A 16,404-nucleotide genomic window follows, 5' to 3' on the forward strand; every position below is an offset into this window, starting at 1 on the left:
AACGTGTAAAATAATCGAATAATGGAAGATGTTAAGAACAAAAATGATCTATAAATTTTATCAGCAACGAGTATTCCCTCATATTCTGAATCAAGTCATGCAGTTACCAAGTATGATGGACAGCAGACGCCGTCTTCTGCTTCCGATTCAAGGTGAGGTATTAGAAATTGGTTTTGGTACAGGAATTAACCTGCCATTTTATCAAGCTGTGGACAGTCTCTATGCGCTTGAACCGAGTCTAGATGTATACAAATTAGCTAAACAACGTATTCAAGATGCACCGTTCCATGTGGAACATGTTCATGCTAAAGCGGAAAATTTACCTTTTGAAGATCAATCTATTCAACATGTCGTCAGCACATGGACATTGTGTAGTGTGAGTCATGTTCAACAAGTTCTACATGAAATTAAACGTGTATTACGCATCGGTGGCACTTTGCATTTGGTTGAACATGTCGCTTACGATGCACAACAGCAAAAGAGTTTAAAGCGTCTTCAAGATCTTTTAACGCCAGTACAGAAAGTGATTGCTGATGGTTGTCATTTGAACAGAAATATCGAGCAAGCACTGCTTGATGCTGGCTTTGAGATTTCTGAACTCGATTATTTCGAAGCAGAAGAAGTGCCAAAAGTAGGTCGTCGCATGATGCTTGCTCGAGCGACTAAAACCAACTGATCACTTCTACGTAGTGGATGAGTAATCCAAGTTAGTCTTGAAAGTCGATACGGATCGTCTCAAAACGCACACGCCCTTCGGCAATTGCATTCGCAATTGCCGTCTGACCTTTGGTGAGCCGTGCTCCACCACTTTTAATATCAATCAGTACAATTTCAATATCTTGTGCCGCGCCATCACCATCACGGAAATCTGTATATCCATCAAATACCACATAGTCGACAGGATCACCTAAGAATTTAGCATCACTGGGTAAATATTGAAATTCTGGCATAATCGGTGCTAATTGTTCAGCCATTTTACCTTTCAGTACCGCACGACTGGTATTTACACTGCGTTTTTGAGCAGCAGCTAATGCGTGTTGATGTTCAAGTTCAAGCTCTGCAATATATTGTTCATATTCTGCTTTGATACGGCCATTGCGGGTTGAGCTCAACATCATTGTGGTGATTACCACGCCAATACAGGCGCCTATTAACATTGACATCCAAATGGACATTGACGTTCTCTATGACTTGTTATGCGGACAATTTAAACAAGAACTAAACTTTTGTCATGTATGCGCGTTTTGGCTGATTTTAATGCTAAGCTAAGATCAGACCTTATTTGAAGCATGTATAATTTTAAACTCATGAAAACGATACTGATTGCCAACCAAAAAGGTGGCTGTGGAAAAACAATTTCTGCGATTACACTGGCGACAGCACTCGCACAGAAAGGTTATAAAGTTGCATTGGCGGATGCGGACAATCAAAAATCTGCATTGCAATGGTTAAAGCAGCGCCCAGAATCAGCAACACACATTCAAAGTTTAGATTGGCGCCATGAAAAATCGATTGGTGATGCACCGAAGAATCTTGATTATCTGATTATTGATGCTCCAGGCGCATTAACAGGTGAACACGCTGAACAATTAATTGCAGAATGTCATGCAGTGGTCACACCTCTGCAACCTTCTTTTTTTGATATCGACAGCACGCGTCGCTTCTTAAAACACATCCATGACATTAAACGTATTCGGAAAGGTAAAGTTCAAGTTCATTTGGTGGCAAATCGTGTCAAACCAAATAGTCAGAGTGCTCAAGAGATCCAACAGTTCTTTGCCAAGATTGATCAACAACCTGTTGCTTGGATTTCTGAACGAACAGCTTATGGTCAATTGGCGATGCAGGGTCTCAACATTTTTGATAAAAATCAAAAAACTTATTTATCAATACAACAACAATGGCAACCCTTGTTAGATGTTTTAATTGATGATCCAAGTGATTGGTTCTAAATAAAGAATCCAGATTGTCGTCGCACTTTTTTTTCATTTTCATATATGATGTTAAATGCATACTCGAAATGAATCAGATGTGCGGCAGATAAGTTTGAAAATCAAGAATATAGATCAGAGACTTTAGTGCAAGATTTTAATCCAACTTTACAGCGTGTACTTTTATTTGGCTTGTTTTTTATTCTGCTTTATTTGGGATATGACATTGTCAAATACTTTATCGTACCTGTGTTATGGGCTTGTATTATCGCCTATATGACTTGGCCTTTATACAAACGTATTCTCGCTTGGTGTGGTAATCGACCTACATTGGGTGCGTCTGTTATGACGTTCTTATTGGCACTCGTTGTCGGTTTACCGTTCACCTTTGCTATCTTCTTACTTCAACATGAAGGCCGAAACTTATTCTTTGATTTACAGCGCCAACTGGCTTCTGGTCATATCACCGTTCCTGACGTGATACGTGAGTTACCCATTGTAGGTAAAGAAGTTTCTCGAATTGTACGTGACATCAATGCCGACCCAAATGCACTTTTCAGTAATATTAGTGTATGGATTCAAGGACATCTAAATTACGGTAAATTCGTGATTAGCGAAATTACCAAAAATTTAGTCAAACTTGGTTTTGCCATGCTCTCTCTCTTTTTCTTTTACCGTGATGGACAAACGATTGTTCAACAGGTCAGTAAAGCGATGGAGAAAGTCATTGGTCCACGTATCCAACATTATATCGACACGATCTCTGAAACAACGCGTGCAGTAGTATATGGTGTTGGTTTGACTGCCGTTGCACAGTCGATATTGGCAGGAATCAGTTATTACGTTGCTGGTGTTCCAAATCCAATGCTTTTAACCATTATGACCTTTATCATGGCGCTGATTCCTTTTGGCCCTCCAGTGGCATATGGTGCTGTTTCACTGTGGTTATTTTCACAAGGTCAGACCGTTGAGGCAATTGGTGTAATGGCTTGGGGCGTTTGTGTGGTGAGTACAGCCGACAATGTCATTCGTCCTTTGGTCATTTCAGGTGCTACTCAAATTCCGTTCTTATTGATCATGTTTGGTGTATTGGGTGGTTTAGCGAGCTTTGGTTTAGTTGGACTCTTTATTGGTCCTGTAATTCTCGCCATTCTTTTAGCCATTTGGCGTGAATGGTTACATGAAACACTGGAACCAGAACCCGTGCCTAAAGCTACGATGGCCTACGATCAAGACAATGAAACACCACTCTCATAAGTGGTGTTTTATTTTTACTGATAAGAAATCTATACAATCAAATACTTAAATCATTCTTGTTGCTAAATGCCAAATTTGTTTCAATGCGTTATCACTTACATGGAACAAGGATAGAACAGCATGCAAATGCAATCGAAAGTTTCAGCATTCAAAGTTTCTATGCTCAGTGCATTGCTGAGTTTAGGCTTTGTGGGATGTGCAGCAACGCAAAATACATCTGCATCCAAAGAATCCAACTCTAAAATCCAAACCATTCCTGTAAATGCGGTGAGTGCTCAAGGAGTTCATGATCAAATTGGAACGATTAGCTTCCAAGATAGTGACAAAGGTCTTGTGATCACAACGGACTTAACTAAATTATCACCTGGATATCACGGGTTCCATATCCATGAAAAAGGCTCATGTGAACCTGCTGAAAAAGATGGCAAAATGGGTGCTGCGCTTGCCGCTGGTGGACATTACAATCCAAATCAAGCGCCTGGGCATGGTACGCCAAACGATGGTCATCTAGGTGACTTACCAGTGTTAAATGTTGACGCGTCAGGTAATGCAAAAACACAAGTGATTGCACCACGTCTCACACTTGCAGACATTCAAGGTCTATCCATCATGGTACATGCAGGTGGTGACAATTATTCAGACCAACCTAAACCACTAGGTGGTGGAGGTGATCGTGTAGCATGTGGTGTTATACGCTAAGCTACACTCAAGACTCATCAAAGGATTAAGCTCTAGCTTAGTCCTTTTATTATTTCGCTGATGACCTATAAAATGTTGTGAGTATCACTTCATATTCATCTTTATAGACATGATTGACATATTAGCTTATTTTTAAATCTACTATCATAAAAAACGATTATTATAAATTATATTTCCCTTAAACAATGCGATCTAGTCCACATAGATTCTAACTTTGCTATAACAACGATTAGGTAAAATAGGATGTCTTCTTTTGTGGGGTTTGAGAATGAATATTAAGTCCTTACGTATTATTGGTTTACTTGAAGGGATTTCATTCCTACTACTGCTCTTTTTTGCCATGCCAATGAAATATATGTTAGATCAGCCTATTTATGTGAAATATATTGGCATGGGACATGGCGTTCTATTTGTGCTGTTTTTAGTCGTATTATTTGTGGTATGCGAGAAGCAAAAGTGGTCTATCAATGTATTTATTCTTGGGCTGATAGCTTCCGTTCTACCCTTTGCCCCTTTTATTTTTGATCGTAAACTCAAACATCTCGAACAAATACAATGATTAAAAAATCCTCCACAAGGAGGATTTTTTTATGCTGAAGTGGCTCTTTCTTGCATGATCTGATGAACAATTTTTCTTGGAGCACTAAACCACAGTGCAATAAGGATAAAACAAGCCAATGCATATGCCATCGTGCCATAGGATTCATACATAATGCGTACAATTTCGATCACAACAAAGAATGCAATCATCATAATCATGCCTACTGCGGCAGCAACAGTTCCTTTAGATACCTCAGAAGCATCTAAACTGAAACGATAAAGCACAGAAAAACTACAGCCCTCACCAAAACTGATTAAGGTCATGCCGATAATTAAGCACCATAACAAATAATCCTGCCAAATCGCACCAGCCAAAACAATAAGCGTTCCAACTAACATCAACGGCAATGCAACTACCACGGTCTTTCCTACTGCATAGCGATCAATAACACGAATCAGGACAATATTTCCAATAATTAAACCACCCAATACAGGCACCTGTGCATAGCCATATTGCATATTGGTCAGACCGAGCTGTTCGACCAAAATTACAGGTGACATAGCGATCCACAAAATCAGTGGAATTGAGACCATGGGTACTGACAAAGCCAAGCCCATAAATTTTTTATTTTTAAAAATGGCTTTGAAGTCATCCCATACATAGCTTAATGGTTGCTTAGGAATACTCAAATGCTGCTCAGGCATTTTTGCTTTAAGACCAAACCAACTTAAGGCTGCTAAAAAGGCAATCCCAATGAAACCCCAATGCCAAGACACATGGTCTATCATAAATGCGCCTAGCACAGGACCAAGTAATGGTGCGATCAATGAAATATTCGCCATTAAAGCCATGACTTTAATCGCATCTCTTTCCTCAAAAATTTCTTGGATGGCAGCATAACCCACAGCTGAAATAATGGTCAGCCCAATCCCTTGTAAAAAACGAAATGCAAGAAATTGCTCTATAGACTGGGTGAATAAAATGAGCAAACAACAGACCACAAAAAAGAAAACACCTCCAAGGAGTACTTTTTTACGACCTAAGCGATCTGATAACGGACCTAAAAACCACGCCAAACATGCTCCACCCAATAAAAAGAAAGACATGGATGATGGCGCCCACTCACTGCCTACACCAAACTCACGTGTAATCGTAAGCATCGCAGGTTGTACAAGATCATTACAGATATAGACTGAAAATTCGAAGAGCACCAATGCCAAAGGAAACATAATTGTTGCCCGACTTAAGGTTGCTTTACTCACCTTTTGCATGTTTTTTTTCACATGTTTGAATATTTTTTGGAAGCGTAGTTTACGTGAAATGCATCACAATGCCATGACAAAGTTTTGCGTTTTTGTAACCCTGAACTACGAAACAAAGTCTGAAAATCAAACGAAAATTTAGCCTTTATCGTAAATCAATTTCTCACCCAAACATTGACATCATTTGGCATCAATTGCATGGCTTTTCAAAAAAGTACCATGCTTCATTTCCTCAATCGCTTCAACAATCTCATCTTGCGTATTCATGACATAAAAACCACGCCCGACTAAAGGTTCATTTAGTGGCTGTCCCATGAGATATAAAATTTTGCTATCAGACAATGTGGTGAATTCAACGTTTTCACCATGACTTGAAAATACTGCCATTCCCTGATCAGTCAGTAATTCATCATCTGTACCAAATTCAACTTTACCACGGCGCATATACATCAGTGTGGTATCCAAATGTCCTGCTGGTAATATGAGTGTGTGACCTGCTTTTAAATCCAAATCCAAAACCAGCAAAGGACTATGGACTAATGCTGGTCCTTTCACTTGCATAAAGGCTCCAGCAATGACACGCGCAGTACCCGCATCATGAGCTAACTCTACAACCGGGATATTAGATTTGAGTAAGCTTTGATAACGCGGATTCGATTTTTTTGCAGTTGCTGGCAAATTCACCCACAGCTGAATCATTTCAAATCGTCCACCTTCTCGGGAAAATGACTCACTAAATTTTTCTTTATGAATAATGCCTGATGCAGCAGTCATCCACTGTACATCACCTTTCTGAATAACACCTCCACCACCTTGCGAATCCCAATGCTCTAACTCACCTTCATACACGAACGTGACTGTCTCAAAACCACGGTGCGGATGCTCTTCAACGCCTTTACGCAGTTGAGAGGGTTTCAACATACCGGGACCAATATGATCGAGAAGTAAAAATGGGGATACTGTATTTCCGAGTTCATAGTGTGAAAAAACAGACACAACCGGATTAAAGTCTCCAACTGAAAAATGACTGTCGTTACGATGGATAAAAGCGAGTGTTTTCATTTTTTATCTTATTTATTGAATGACTTTAGTTTAATGCGGTTTTAGATTTCCCTCTACGTTAATTTTATGATGCTTTCAGTTGTGTTTTATCAATTGAAATATTTTTGTCATCAAAATTTGATGCAATTTGAAACATATAAAATGTTAGAAATCATCTAATCTGAACATTCACAACTGATCAATATGAAACTTTTAATTACTTAATGTTCATGTGGATTAATTCCACAAAGCAAAGGATCTGCAGACTCGATAAAACACTTGTTTTGTCGATGTAATCTCTCAGTACACCTTGAGCTTTTTAGAACTATGTCAAAATGCTACATACCAATTAAAAATCGCTGGCGACATCATCATGAAGCTTCGATTCTATCGCTCGTCGGTGGTTGGCTAAATACCGTTGGATTTATTTCATTATTTGGCATTTATACCAATCATGTTACTGGCTATATCGTGACTGCAGGCAAAGAAACGATCTTGGGAGGATTAGGACTGTGGGCTCTTTTTATTGGCATTTTCGTAGTTACGATTGGTATTACTGCGTGGTGTGAACAACGTTGGAAGGACAAATATCCGAACATCTTACTGGGGTTCTTTATTGCAGAGACAATACTGTTAACGCTCTTCATGCTGGCGGGACTTAATTTCAGTCCCTTTAATACTTTGGCTGAATTTGGCGCAATACTTACCGCAACATTGGGCATTGCTGCAATGGGAATTCGAAATGCCATTATCCGAACATTACTATCTACAATGGCTACCTCAACCTTAATGACGGGCAATCTTGCTCAACTGACCATTGATTGTACTATTGCTTATGGGGCGCCTCATGTATCAGAAGAACGCAAACAAGTTGCCAAACAAAATATTCTAAAAATCTTACCGACTATTTTATCCTTCAGTTCAGGTGCAATATTAGGTGCGATTACTTATATGTTGTTTGGCTTCTTATGTATGATTTTTCCCATTTTAGCGATGGGCTATATTTGCTATCGTGAGTGGCGCTTCTCGTCTACTCATCCTTATTCGACTCAATAATGCATGCAATAAAAAAGGCATAACTCATTATGCCTTTTTAAACCGAATTTCTGGTCTGATGTCATGGACAAAGCGCAGTTTGGAAAGATTTTGTATTTTTTCCTCGCACACACTTGTATTCCGTTTTCTTATTAACTTGCTGCCATTTACCATCGTTCAATTTAAAACTATAGATAAAGCGCTCGGCAGCAATTGAGTCATCCATCAAGCCTGTTTGTGTCACTTTGACTTCGGCTACGGTCGGTGCTTCGGCACGATTAAAATACTGACGTAATTCAACAGTCGCAAGCTCATTGCGTAATTCAGGATGTAGCTTCAAGACTTGCTCTAAAGGAGTGTCATTCCCATGTACTTTAGAAATAACATTTTTCGTAGTAGCACACCCCGTGAGCATCATACTAACTAGACCAACTGTGGTCATTATTTTCATCATCATTGTTTTACTCAGTTTGCCATTGATCTTTTACATATGATGTTCTGAACTGTTGTGACAAAAAAGAACAGATATGTATGTTATTTTTTCTAAAGCACATTAAAAATGATTAATAGAACGAGAAATACGAATAAAAAATGCAGCATATTGATGCTACATTTTTGAATTTAATCAGTTCAAATGACGCTCGTAACAATTTTATGGAAAATTTCGAAAGTAAATTTTTAAGGGCATAATTTATTATGAAAGTTTGTAGTATCTGGTCCACGACCACATTTCCAAGTTTCATCTTTTGATATTTCTTTCCACTCACTATTAATATATTCAAATTGGTAAGTTTCACGTTGTGCAGAAACAGAGTCATCCGCTAGTCCACCATAGGTGACAGTTACTTTTGCATGAGATTTTCCAGATTCAGGTGTATCGAATTCCTGTTGTAAATCTACTGTTCTCATATCTTCAAAGCTTTGAATTTTCCGATACACTTGATCTAAAGGAGAGTTTTGAACAGAATTGGCATTTTGTTTCGACGTTTCTACTTGACCAGCTACAGAATTATGATTTTTAGTATTGATCTCATTCGACTGTTTTTGACCTATACATGCATTAAGTGAAAGTGCAATTGCACTTAGAAAAATTATTCTTTTTAACATTAAAATTTCTCATGAAATAAAAAAACAGCATGACAAGCATGCTGTTTTTTAGACCTTATTTATAGATAGATTTTGTTTCACAAATCAAATAATTTACCTGGATTCATAATCCCATTTGGATCAAATACTTGTTTGAGCGCTTTCATATATTCAATTTCTTCAGCTGAACGTGTGTACTCAAGATATGGCTTCTTCGTCATACCTACACCATGTTCCGCAGAAATTGAACCATCATACTTTTTCACAGTATCAAATACATACTTGTTCACCACCTGACATTTCGCAAAGAATTCATCTTTGGTTAAATTTTCAGGCTTTAAGATATTTAAGTGCAAGTTACCATCGCCAATATGACCAAACCAGCAAATTTCAAAGTCAGGATAATTGTCAGCAACAATTGCATCAATTTCTTTAATGAATGCAGGTACGTGTGTGATGAGCACTGAAATATCATTTTTGTATGGGATAAATGGTGCGATTGACTCAGAAATATCTTCACGCAGACGCCATAAGCTTTCTACTTGGTCTAAGCTTTGACTAAGCACGCCATCAAGTACCCAACCTTGTTCCATACAATGCTCAAAGATTTCCATTGCCTTGTCCATAATTGGTTCAAATGGCGCTTCAAACTCAAGCAATACATAGAATGGGCATTCAGTTTCAAATGGACGTTGCACGTGACCATTTGCCAATACTTTTTGCATCGCAAGTTCACCGAAGAACTCGAACGCAGTTAAATCAATTTTCGCTTGGAACGCGTGAAGAACTGGCATCACTGCATCAAAGTCAGGTACACCGAGCACCATCACTTGCAGATCTTGTGGTTGACGCTCAAGTTTAATTTCCGCTTCAGTCACTAAACCTAAAGTACCTTCACCACCAATAAATAAGTGTTGCAACGCATAACCTGTCGCATTCTTGATCATGCCTTTGTTTAAACGCAGCACATCACCTTTACCAGTGACCACAGTCAGACCGAGTACCCAATTACGTGTCATACCGTATTTAATGACTTTAATACCGCCTGCATTAGTACCGATGTTACCGCCAATTTGTGATGAACCAGCTGAAGCGAAATCAACTGGATAATACATACCTTGCTCTTCAGCATAATTCTGAAGTTGCTCAGTCACCACACCTGCTTGTACACGCACCATACGGTCTGCTGGGAAGAATTCCAAAATTTGGTTCATCTTGTCCATGCTGACTACGATTTCACCGTTAGCAGCGACAGCCCCTGCAGAAAGACCAGTACGACCACCTGATGGTGTCACAGCAACATTAAATTGGTTTGCTAGTTTCACAATTGCCTGAACTTGTTCAGTCGTCGAAGGAAAAACGATGACTGATGGATTTGGATCAAAATGTTTAGTGTGATCGCGTCCCCAATTTTGTAGGCTGTCCGTATCAGTTTTGATACGGTTTTCACCAACAATTGACGTTAATTGAGTCAATAACTCTGGGGTTAAAGCAACTGGAGCATTCATCGTTTGCAGACCTAGCAAGAAAGATACAAGTTGTAGATTGCTTAAAAAACAAACCTTTAATCAAGATTTTAAAAGCGTATTTGTTAAGCGAATGTGAAGAAAATATCACCACGACTGGATGAGTCAATTTCACGATTGTGCATTATAAAGCATTTTCCCATGAAACCCCGATAAAATCAGACATTTTGCGAATGTTACTTAGATATGATGCAGTTAATTCAACCGCAGTTTGTCTGATAAGGACTATATCTTGCAAAAATATCCATAGCTCAAGTCATAAAGGAAATGTATATAGCACGCTCACGTATGCTATCATACTGCCACTAAATTTGGCCTTTGTAGCGGAGCCGTAATGAGCCAACATCTCTCTTTGCCTAAAGATAAAATTCGTTTCCTATTGTTAGAAGGCGTTCACCAAAACGCAATCGACACTTTGAATGCTGCTGGATACACCAACATCGACTATCGTAAAACTGCGCTTGAAGGTGAAGCGCTGAAAGAAGCGATTAAAGATGCTCACTTCATCGGTATTCGTTCGCGCACACAATTAACTGAAGAAGTTTTTGAAGCTGCGAATAAATTGATCGCGGTCGGTTGTTTCTGTATTGGTACAAACCAAGTGAACTTGAATGCTGCGATGAGCCGTGGTATTCCAGTGTTCAACGCACCATACTCAAATACTCGTTCTGTTGCTGAACTTGTATTAGCTGAAGCTATTCTTCTCCTTCGTCGTGTACCTGAAAAATCTACAGATACACATGCAGGTGGTTGGAACAAATCTGCAGTAGGTTCATTTGAAACACGCGGTAAAACTTTAGGTATTGTGGGTTACGGTTCAATTGGTTCACAACTTTCTGTACTTGCTGAAAGCATGGGTATGAAAGTGATTTACTTTGATACAGTAACAAAATTACCTTTAGGTAATGCTCGCCAAGTTGGCTCAATGGGAGAACTTCTTGCCAATGCTGATGTTGTATCACTACACGTGCCAGATGTCCCTTCTACACGTAATTTCATGACCAAAGAGCAATTTGCTCAGATGAAACAAGGTTCAATCTTCATCAATGCTGCACGTGGTACATGTGTAGTAATTGAAGATTTAGCTGATGCTCTGAAATCAGGTCATTTGGCTGGTGCTGCTGTTGACGTATTCCCGAAAGAGCCTAAAGCGAACGGTGAAGAGTTTATCTCTCCACTACGTAATATCCCGAACGTGATTTTAACACCGCACGTGGGTGGTTCTACGATGGAAGCTCAAGCAAACATCGGTCTAGAAGTTGCAGAGAAATTCGTTGCTTACTCTGATAAAGGTATGACATTGTCAGCAGTTAACTTCCCTGAAATTGCGCTTCCGTTGACTGAAGGTAAACACCGTTTACTTCACATTCACAAAAATATTCCAGGCGTGTTGTCTAAAATCAACAACCTGTTTGCTGAACACGGCATTAACATCTCTGGTCAGTCTCTTATGACCAAAGGTGATGTGGGTTATTTAGTCATGGACGTTGATGCTACCGCTTCTGCTGAAGCACTTGATACACTTCATAACGTAGAAGGTACAATCCGCGCTCGCGTATTGTTCTAATCTCTAATACGTTTGGAAAACCACAGCTTTTTCGAGCTGTGGTTTTTTTATGGTGTCTCATCTGAGTTGACGTTGGCTCCGCCAACTTAGATGAAAGATATCCCTTTCTAATCTAACCATCATACATTTAAAACCATGTCTTTGTTAAAAATAAACCCGCAGTTACAAGCACTCGGTTTGTTATTGATCGCCATGATCAGTCTACAAAGTAGTGGTTCATTAGCAAAAGTTTTATTTGAACAATTCCCTATCGTTACGGTGTCAGCCCTACGTCTGACATTTAGTGCTGTGATTTTGGCGATTATTTTTCAAGTTTGGAAAATTCAATTCAAACAAATTAAATGGAAAGCCATTGTCAGTTATGGTGTCGCTTTAGCTGGCATGAACATGTTGTTCTATCTTGCTATTGATCGTCTTCCGCTCGGTTTAGCAGTTTCATTTGAATTTATTGGTCCACTCAGTGTGGCTTTATATTATGCGCGTCAAAAGTTTGATTTTATTTGGGTTGGTTTGGCCATAATTGGACTGATCCTTTTATTTCCCTTTGACCAAGCCAAACAACCTTTGGATTTACTTGGTGTATTTTTTGCGTTGGCAGCTGGCGCATGTTGGGCACTTTATATTATTGCTGGTCAGCGGCCTTCGGGAGTTTCAGGTAATCACACCGTATGTTTAGGCATGTTTGTTGGAAGTATCATTCTTATGCCGATTGCCCTCAGTATCGGTTTGCCAGCAAGCGTATTTGAAATTAATCATCTAATGTTATTCATCACTTTAGCGATACTCGCCAGTGCCTTACCCTTTACTTTAGAAATGATTGCACTACGAAATCTAACAGCATTAAGTTTCGGTACCTTGATGAGTATTGAACCAGCTGTTGCCGCATTATCTGGGTTTGTATTTTTGGGTGAGCAATTGTTATGGAATCAATGGCTAGCATTGTTTACCATCATTTGTGCCTCAGTTGGCTGCACCTATACCACTCAACACGCCAAACAAAAATTATCTCATACTTAATTTAAACTACATTTTCCATGATGGATTGAAGCACTGTGGTCATCATAATAATGTTAAAATTTGAGCAGTCTCACTCTTTTTAATTCGGCTTCGTTTTCCCAATGCCAAATGCTCAACTCACTGCCGTGCTGTTCATGGTCTTATCCATGATCGCCTATCAAATTAGTGCATCCTTCGCAAAGCAGCTTTTTGAAGTTTTAGATCCATTTACTGTGGTCACTTTACGTCTATGCTTTGCATCAATTATGGTTGTATTGATGTTCCGTTCATGGAAAATTCTTCGTCGCCTTCCTTACTTAAAATGGAAAGATCTTCTCTTTTATAGTGGTTCAGTCGCTTTGATGAATGTCTTGTTTTATGCATCATTAGGAAAACTACCACAAGGGATTGCAGTAGGACTTGAGTTCTTAGGACCACTCACCTTGGCTTTACTGTCAATTCAACAACGAAGTGATTACATTTGGGTCATCATGGCAATTTTCGGTGTAGTGCTGATGGTGCCTTGGCAAGATGCCAATGCGACTAACTTTTCATATCTTGGTGCTGCTATGGCCATTGGTGCAGGCATTTGTTGGGCATTCTATATTTATTTTGGACAGAAAGTCGTTCGGCAGAATATCGGCATGCATGCTCTCAGCATTGCGATCGTCCTCTCAGCATTGACATTATTACCGATCAGTATGGTTCATAATCCATCCGCATTAGTTCAATTTGGATATTGGCCACAAGCCATCGTCATTGCGCTTTTGGCTACTGCTATTCCCTATGCATTGGATTTATTGGCATTAAAGAATTTAAGTAAAATGTCTTATGGAACGCTATCAAGTTTGTCACCAGCATTAGGTGCATTGACAGGTTGGTTACTGTTGAATGAACACATTACCTTATTACAAGCCGTTGCTTTGGGTTGTATTATGATTGCATCAATTGGTGTTACTTATCGCGCTGCTAGAATGAAATCACATGGCATAGAAACATAAAAAAAGATGGCACATGCCATCTTTTTTTATCATGGGGTTAAACCAAGCTGTCTTTATCTAATTTCTTATATTTCTTATATTCAGTTTGATATTTTTTAGCCAAACTCTCCTTTTGTTTATCCTCTAGAATTTTTCCTGCTTGCTGAAAAAAGCCATGCTCTTCTTCTTCAAGATGATGATGCACGGTTTCTGACAATTTTTTCGCGATGGCTAACCATCCTGGATTACTGAATTCAGTTTCGGTGAGTTGCTCAAGTAATTCGTCCATTTCATGATGTTCAGCTAATGCATGACGCGTAATATTCAAACCTGAATCGGTCATCATCAGTGGAATATAGAAGTATCGATCTTCTGCCACTGCATGAGCAAACAATTCATTTTTTAGCTGCTCAAATAATGTTCGGCGTTCTGGCGTGTCCCCTGAAGTTTGAACCAGCTTCTCAGCAAGTTCACGTTGAACATCATGACTTTCACGTAAAGCTTCAAAAATATTCATCTTGTTATCCTGTCTTATAAATATGATTTGAAAAAAGAAAAACTTGAATGATCTTCAAAACACTCAACTTACTATAAGAGCTTAGGCGATAACTTGGAGATAGGTTTAAGAAGTGATTTGTATAAAAAAGTTTAATGTTGAGAATGGTTTACATTAAGAACATCTGATAACTTAATCGAACAATTAAAATAGATACTAGAATTAAAAACAGAATACGAATAAAACCGCTACCGTATTTAAGCGCCAATTTCACCCCGACAATCGAACCAATCATATTAGCAAAAGCCATCATAGCACCCACTGCAAATAAAATGTGGCCTGCAGGAATAAAGAATGTAAGAGCGGCTAAATTGGTCATCACATTACCAATCTTGGCCAAAGCTGCTGCATGCAAAAAATCGACTTGTAAATATCGAATAAAATAAAAAATAAAAAAACTTCCCGTTCCCGGACCGAATAATCCGTCATAAAACCCAATCGCCAAACTTCCTATTCCAGCCAAGATCAGAATTTTAGTGTTTACCGTTTGTGCAATATGAACCTGTCCAAACTCTTTCTTTGACAATGTGTAAATTGCCATCACAATCAGCATCACCAAGACAAAGGGCTGCAAGATTGATTTCGGAATCATGGAAACACTGGCAGCTCCCGCAAAAGAACTGATGGCAGCACATATCGCCACCACCAGTAATAACTTCCATTCAAACTTAACTTTTTTAGCGAAAGTCCACGCAGATGTTGCTGTTCCAACAACCGCAGCTAGCTTATTGGTGCCAAATAATGTTGCTGGCGCCATATGAGGAAAAGCACTCATCAATGCTGGAATCTGAATGAGACCACCACCACCGACTGCTGCATCAATTGCGCCTGCGCAAAATGCAAAAAAAATCAGGCTGAGGATGATGTCTAATTCCATAATTGAGTTCGCTTATAAATTTAATACACGTTTAGGAACTAGACGTTTTTTATCAGTAATTTCAGCTAAACCTAAACACTTTTTTTCGTCAAAAACGAGGACTTGAGATTCGGCAGGATGATCAATATTGCTTTCCATCCCACGACAAAAATATTCTGCACGACCTTCTGGTACTTGAACTTTTGGAAAATGATCCACAGGCGCATAAGCAGGTAACAACAATGCTTCACGTTGTTGTTCAGTTAGACTTTCTAAGTATTCAATGGTGTACTCTGGCACAATACCAAAATGTCCAGTTTGAATACGATGTAAATATGTTAAGTGCCCATAACTTCCTAAAGCTTGAGCAATATCCTCTCCCAATACTCGGATATACGTTCCTTTTGAGCATGTCACATCCAAAGTAATTGAATCTTGAGTGAAAGACATCAGTTCAATCGCGAAAATATGAATTGGACGAGCCTCACGTTCGATTTCAATTCCTTTACGCGCCAGCTCATACAAAGGACGACCTTCTTTCTTTAAAGCAGAATACATTGGAGGAACTTGTTGCATGTCTCCAACGAATTGCTGAATCACGCTTTGAATTTTATCTTCGTTAAGTTCAATCGGTTGTGCCTCGAGCAAAACTTCACCCTCGACATCACCTGTAGTTGTACTATTTCCCAATTGAATCGTCGTTTGATAACGTTTAGTAGATTCCAGTAAAAAGTGTGAAAACTTGGTCGCTTCACCTAAGCAAATCGGGAGTAAGCCTGATGCTAATGGATCTAAAGCGCCAGTATGACCACCTTTTTCAGCACGATAGAGCCAACGCACTTTTTGCAATGCTGCATTTGAGCTAATCCCCAAAGGTTTGTTGAGTAGAAATACACCACTTATATGACGTCGAGTAATTTTTGGAGATTTAGCAGACATTAGATAATATTCAGATCAGTAAAATACTGCTATTTTATCAAATCCATTTATCGAATATTGATTAAATTTTTATGCATAAAATGTGACATTTGTGGCAAATTATTCTACACCATTAATAATAACTAAATGATT

The 16,404-nt window shown here is 39.0% G+C and carries 18 protein-coding genes; 9 read left to right on the forward strand and 9 right to left on the reverse strand.

The genetic code is table 11. From position 1 onward, the window contains the following. The first annotated feature begins 43 nt into the window (after positions 1-43). A complete protein-coding gene (locus AC1M83_RS03955) occupies positions 44-676 on the forward strand; it encodes a class I SAM-dependent methyltransferase (protein WP_481590081.1) in 633 nt (210 codons plus the stop codon). A 31-nt stretch (positions 677-707) separates the two neighbouring features. Here AC1M83_RS03955 and AC1M83_RS03960 read toward each other — a convergent pair whose 3' ends face one another. After that, on the reverse strand, positions 708-1,175 hold the full coding sequence (locus AC1M83_RS03960) for a Holliday junction resolvase-like protein (protein ID WP_180028901.1): 468 nt from the start codon (positions 1,173-1,175) through the stop codon (positions 708-710). A gap of 132 nt (positions 1,176-1,307) precedes the next feature. On the opposite strand from AC1M83_RS03960, the gene AC1M83_RS03965 reads away from it, so the two are divergent. From AC1M83_RS03965 to AC1M83_RS03980, 4 genes are all read left to right on the forward strand, one after another. Next, positions 1,308-1,952: a ParA family protein gene (locus tag AC1M83_RS03965; RefSeq protein ID WP_180028902.1), complete on the forward strand. Its 645-nt coding sequence runs from the start codon at positions 1,308-1,310 to the stop codon at positions 1,950-1,952. Positions 1,953-2,078: 126 nt separating this feature from the next. Then, on the forward strand, positions 2,079-3,188 hold the full coding sequence (locus AC1M83_RS03970; RefSeq protein ID WP_035264258.1) for an AI-2E family transporter: 1,110 nt from the start codon (positions 2,079-2,081) through the stop codon (positions 3,186-3,188). Between the two features lie 120 nt (positions 3,189-3,308). Then, positions 3,309-3,887 (forward strand): superoxide dismutase [Cu-Zn] SodC, encoded by a 579-nt coding sequence (gene sodC / locus AC1M83_RS03975; RefSeq protein WP_481590082.1) that lies wholly within the window; start codon positions 3,309-3,311, stop codon positions 3,885-3,887. A gap of 268 nt (positions 3,888-4,155) precedes the next feature. After that, the gene (locus AC1M83_RS03980; RefSeq protein ID WP_179998758.1) at positions 4,156-4,446 is read left to right on the forward strand and encodes a DUF3817 domain-containing protein; all 291 of its coding nucleotides are present in this window, start codon (positions 4,156-4,158) and stop codon (positions 4,444-4,446) included. A gap of 29 nt (positions 4,447-4,475) precedes the next feature. Here the strand turns inward: AC1M83_RS03980 and craA are convergent, their stop codons facing one another. Then, a complete protein-coding gene (gene craA / locus AC1M83_RS03985) occupies positions 4,476-5,699 on the reverse strand; it encodes a chloramphenicol efflux MFS transporter CraA (RefSeq protein WP_180028905.1) in 1,224 nt (407 codons plus the stop codon). Positions 5,700-5,870: 171 nt separating this feature from the next. Continuing rightward, positions 5,871-6,752, reverse strand: a complete 882-nt coding sequence (locus AC1M83_RS03990) for a pirin family protein (RefSeq protein ID WP_481590083.1) — start codon at positions 6,750-6,752, stop codon at positions 5,871-5,873. Positions 6,753-7,058: 306 nt separating this feature from the next. Here AC1M83_RS03990 and AC1M83_RS03995 point away from each other — a divergent pair, with 306 nt between their 5' ends. After that, entirely contained in the window at positions 7,059-7,787 is a 729-nt protein-coding gene (locus AC1M83_RS03995) for a YoaK family protein (protein WP_481588620.1), read from the forward strand. A 61-nt stretch (positions 7,788-7,848) separates the two neighbouring features. Here AC1M83_RS03995 and AC1M83_RS04000 read toward each other — a convergent pair whose 3' ends face one another. The 3 genes from AC1M83_RS04000 to AC1M83_RS04010 all read right to left on the reverse strand — a co-directional run bounded on the left by AC1M83_RS04000 (position 7,849) and on the right by AC1M83_RS04010 (position 10,360). After that, positions 7,849-8,208: a hypothetical protein gene (locus tag AC1M83_RS04000; protein ID WP_228133217.1), complete on the reverse strand. Its 360-nt coding sequence runs from the start codon at positions 8,206-8,208 to the stop codon at positions 7,849-7,851. 236 nt (positions 8,209-8,444) lie between these two features. Next, positions 8,445-8,873, reverse strand: a complete 429-nt coding sequence (locus AC1M83_RS04005) for a hypothetical protein (protein WP_180028908.1) — start codon at positions 8,871-8,873, stop codon at positions 8,445-8,447. Positions 8,874-8,950: 77 nt separating this feature from the next. Further along, on the reverse strand, positions 8,951-10,360 hold the full coding sequence (locus tag AC1M83_RS04010; protein WP_035264271.1) for an FAD-binding oxidoreductase: 1,410 nt from the start codon (positions 10,358-10,360) through the stop codon (positions 8,951-8,953). Between the two features lie 352 nt (positions 10,361-10,712). Here AC1M83_RS04010 and serA point away from each other — a divergent pair, with 352 nt between their 5' ends. The 3 genes from serA to AC1M83_RS04025 all read left to right on the forward strand — a co-directional run bounded on the left by serA (position 10,713) and on the right by AC1M83_RS04025 (position 13,942). Further along, positions 10,713-11,945 (forward strand): phosphoglycerate dehydrogenase, encoded by a 1,233-nt coding sequence (serA, locus tag AC1M83_RS04015; protein ID WP_035264273.1) that lies wholly within the window; start codon positions 10,713-10,715, stop codon positions 11,943-11,945. A 135-nt stretch (positions 11,946-12,080) separates the two neighbouring features. Continuing rightward, positions 12,081-12,962 carry an EamA family transporter gene (locus AC1M83_RS04020; RefSeq protein ID WP_481590084.1) on the forward strand — a complete coding sequence of 294 codons (882 nt, stop codon included), beginning with the start codon at positions 12,081-12,083 and terminating at the stop codon, positions 12,960-12,962. A 101-nt stretch (positions 12,963-13,063) separates the two neighbouring features. Further along, complete coding sequence (locus tag AC1M83_RS04025) at positions 13,064-13,942, forward strand: EamA family transporter (RefSeq protein ID WP_481590085.1); 879 nt, start codon at positions 13,064-13,066, stop codon at positions 13,940-13,942. 37 nt (positions 13,943-13,979) lie between these two features. On the opposite strand, the gene AC1M83_RS04030 is transcribed toward AC1M83_RS04025, so the two are convergent. The 3 genes from AC1M83_RS04030 to truB all read right to left on the reverse strand — a co-directional run bounded on the left by AC1M83_RS04030 (position 13,980) and on the right by truB (position 16,272). Further along, positions 13,980-14,438 (reverse strand): hemerythrin domain-containing protein, encoded by a 459-nt coding sequence (locus AC1M83_RS04030; protein WP_035264279.1) that lies wholly within the window; start codon positions 14,436-14,438, stop codon positions 13,980-13,982. Positions 14,439-14,586: 148 nt separating this feature from the next. Next, positions 14,587-15,354: a sulfite exporter TauE/SafE family protein gene (locus AC1M83_RS04035; protein ID WP_481590086.1), complete on the reverse strand. Its 768-nt coding sequence runs from the start codon at positions 15,352-15,354 to the stop codon at positions 14,587-14,589. A gap of 12 nt (positions 15,355-15,366) precedes the next feature. Next, the gene (gene truB / locus AC1M83_RS04040; RefSeq protein WP_481590087.1) at positions 15,367-16,272 is read right to left on the reverse strand and encodes a tRNA pseudouridine(55) synthase TruB; all 906 of its coding nucleotides are present in this window, start codon (positions 16,270-16,272) and stop codon (positions 15,367-15,369) included. Positions 16,273-16,404 lie beyond the last annotated feature (132 nt).

This window comes from Acinetobacter sp. 25-47-130 (genome assembly GCF_056779705.1).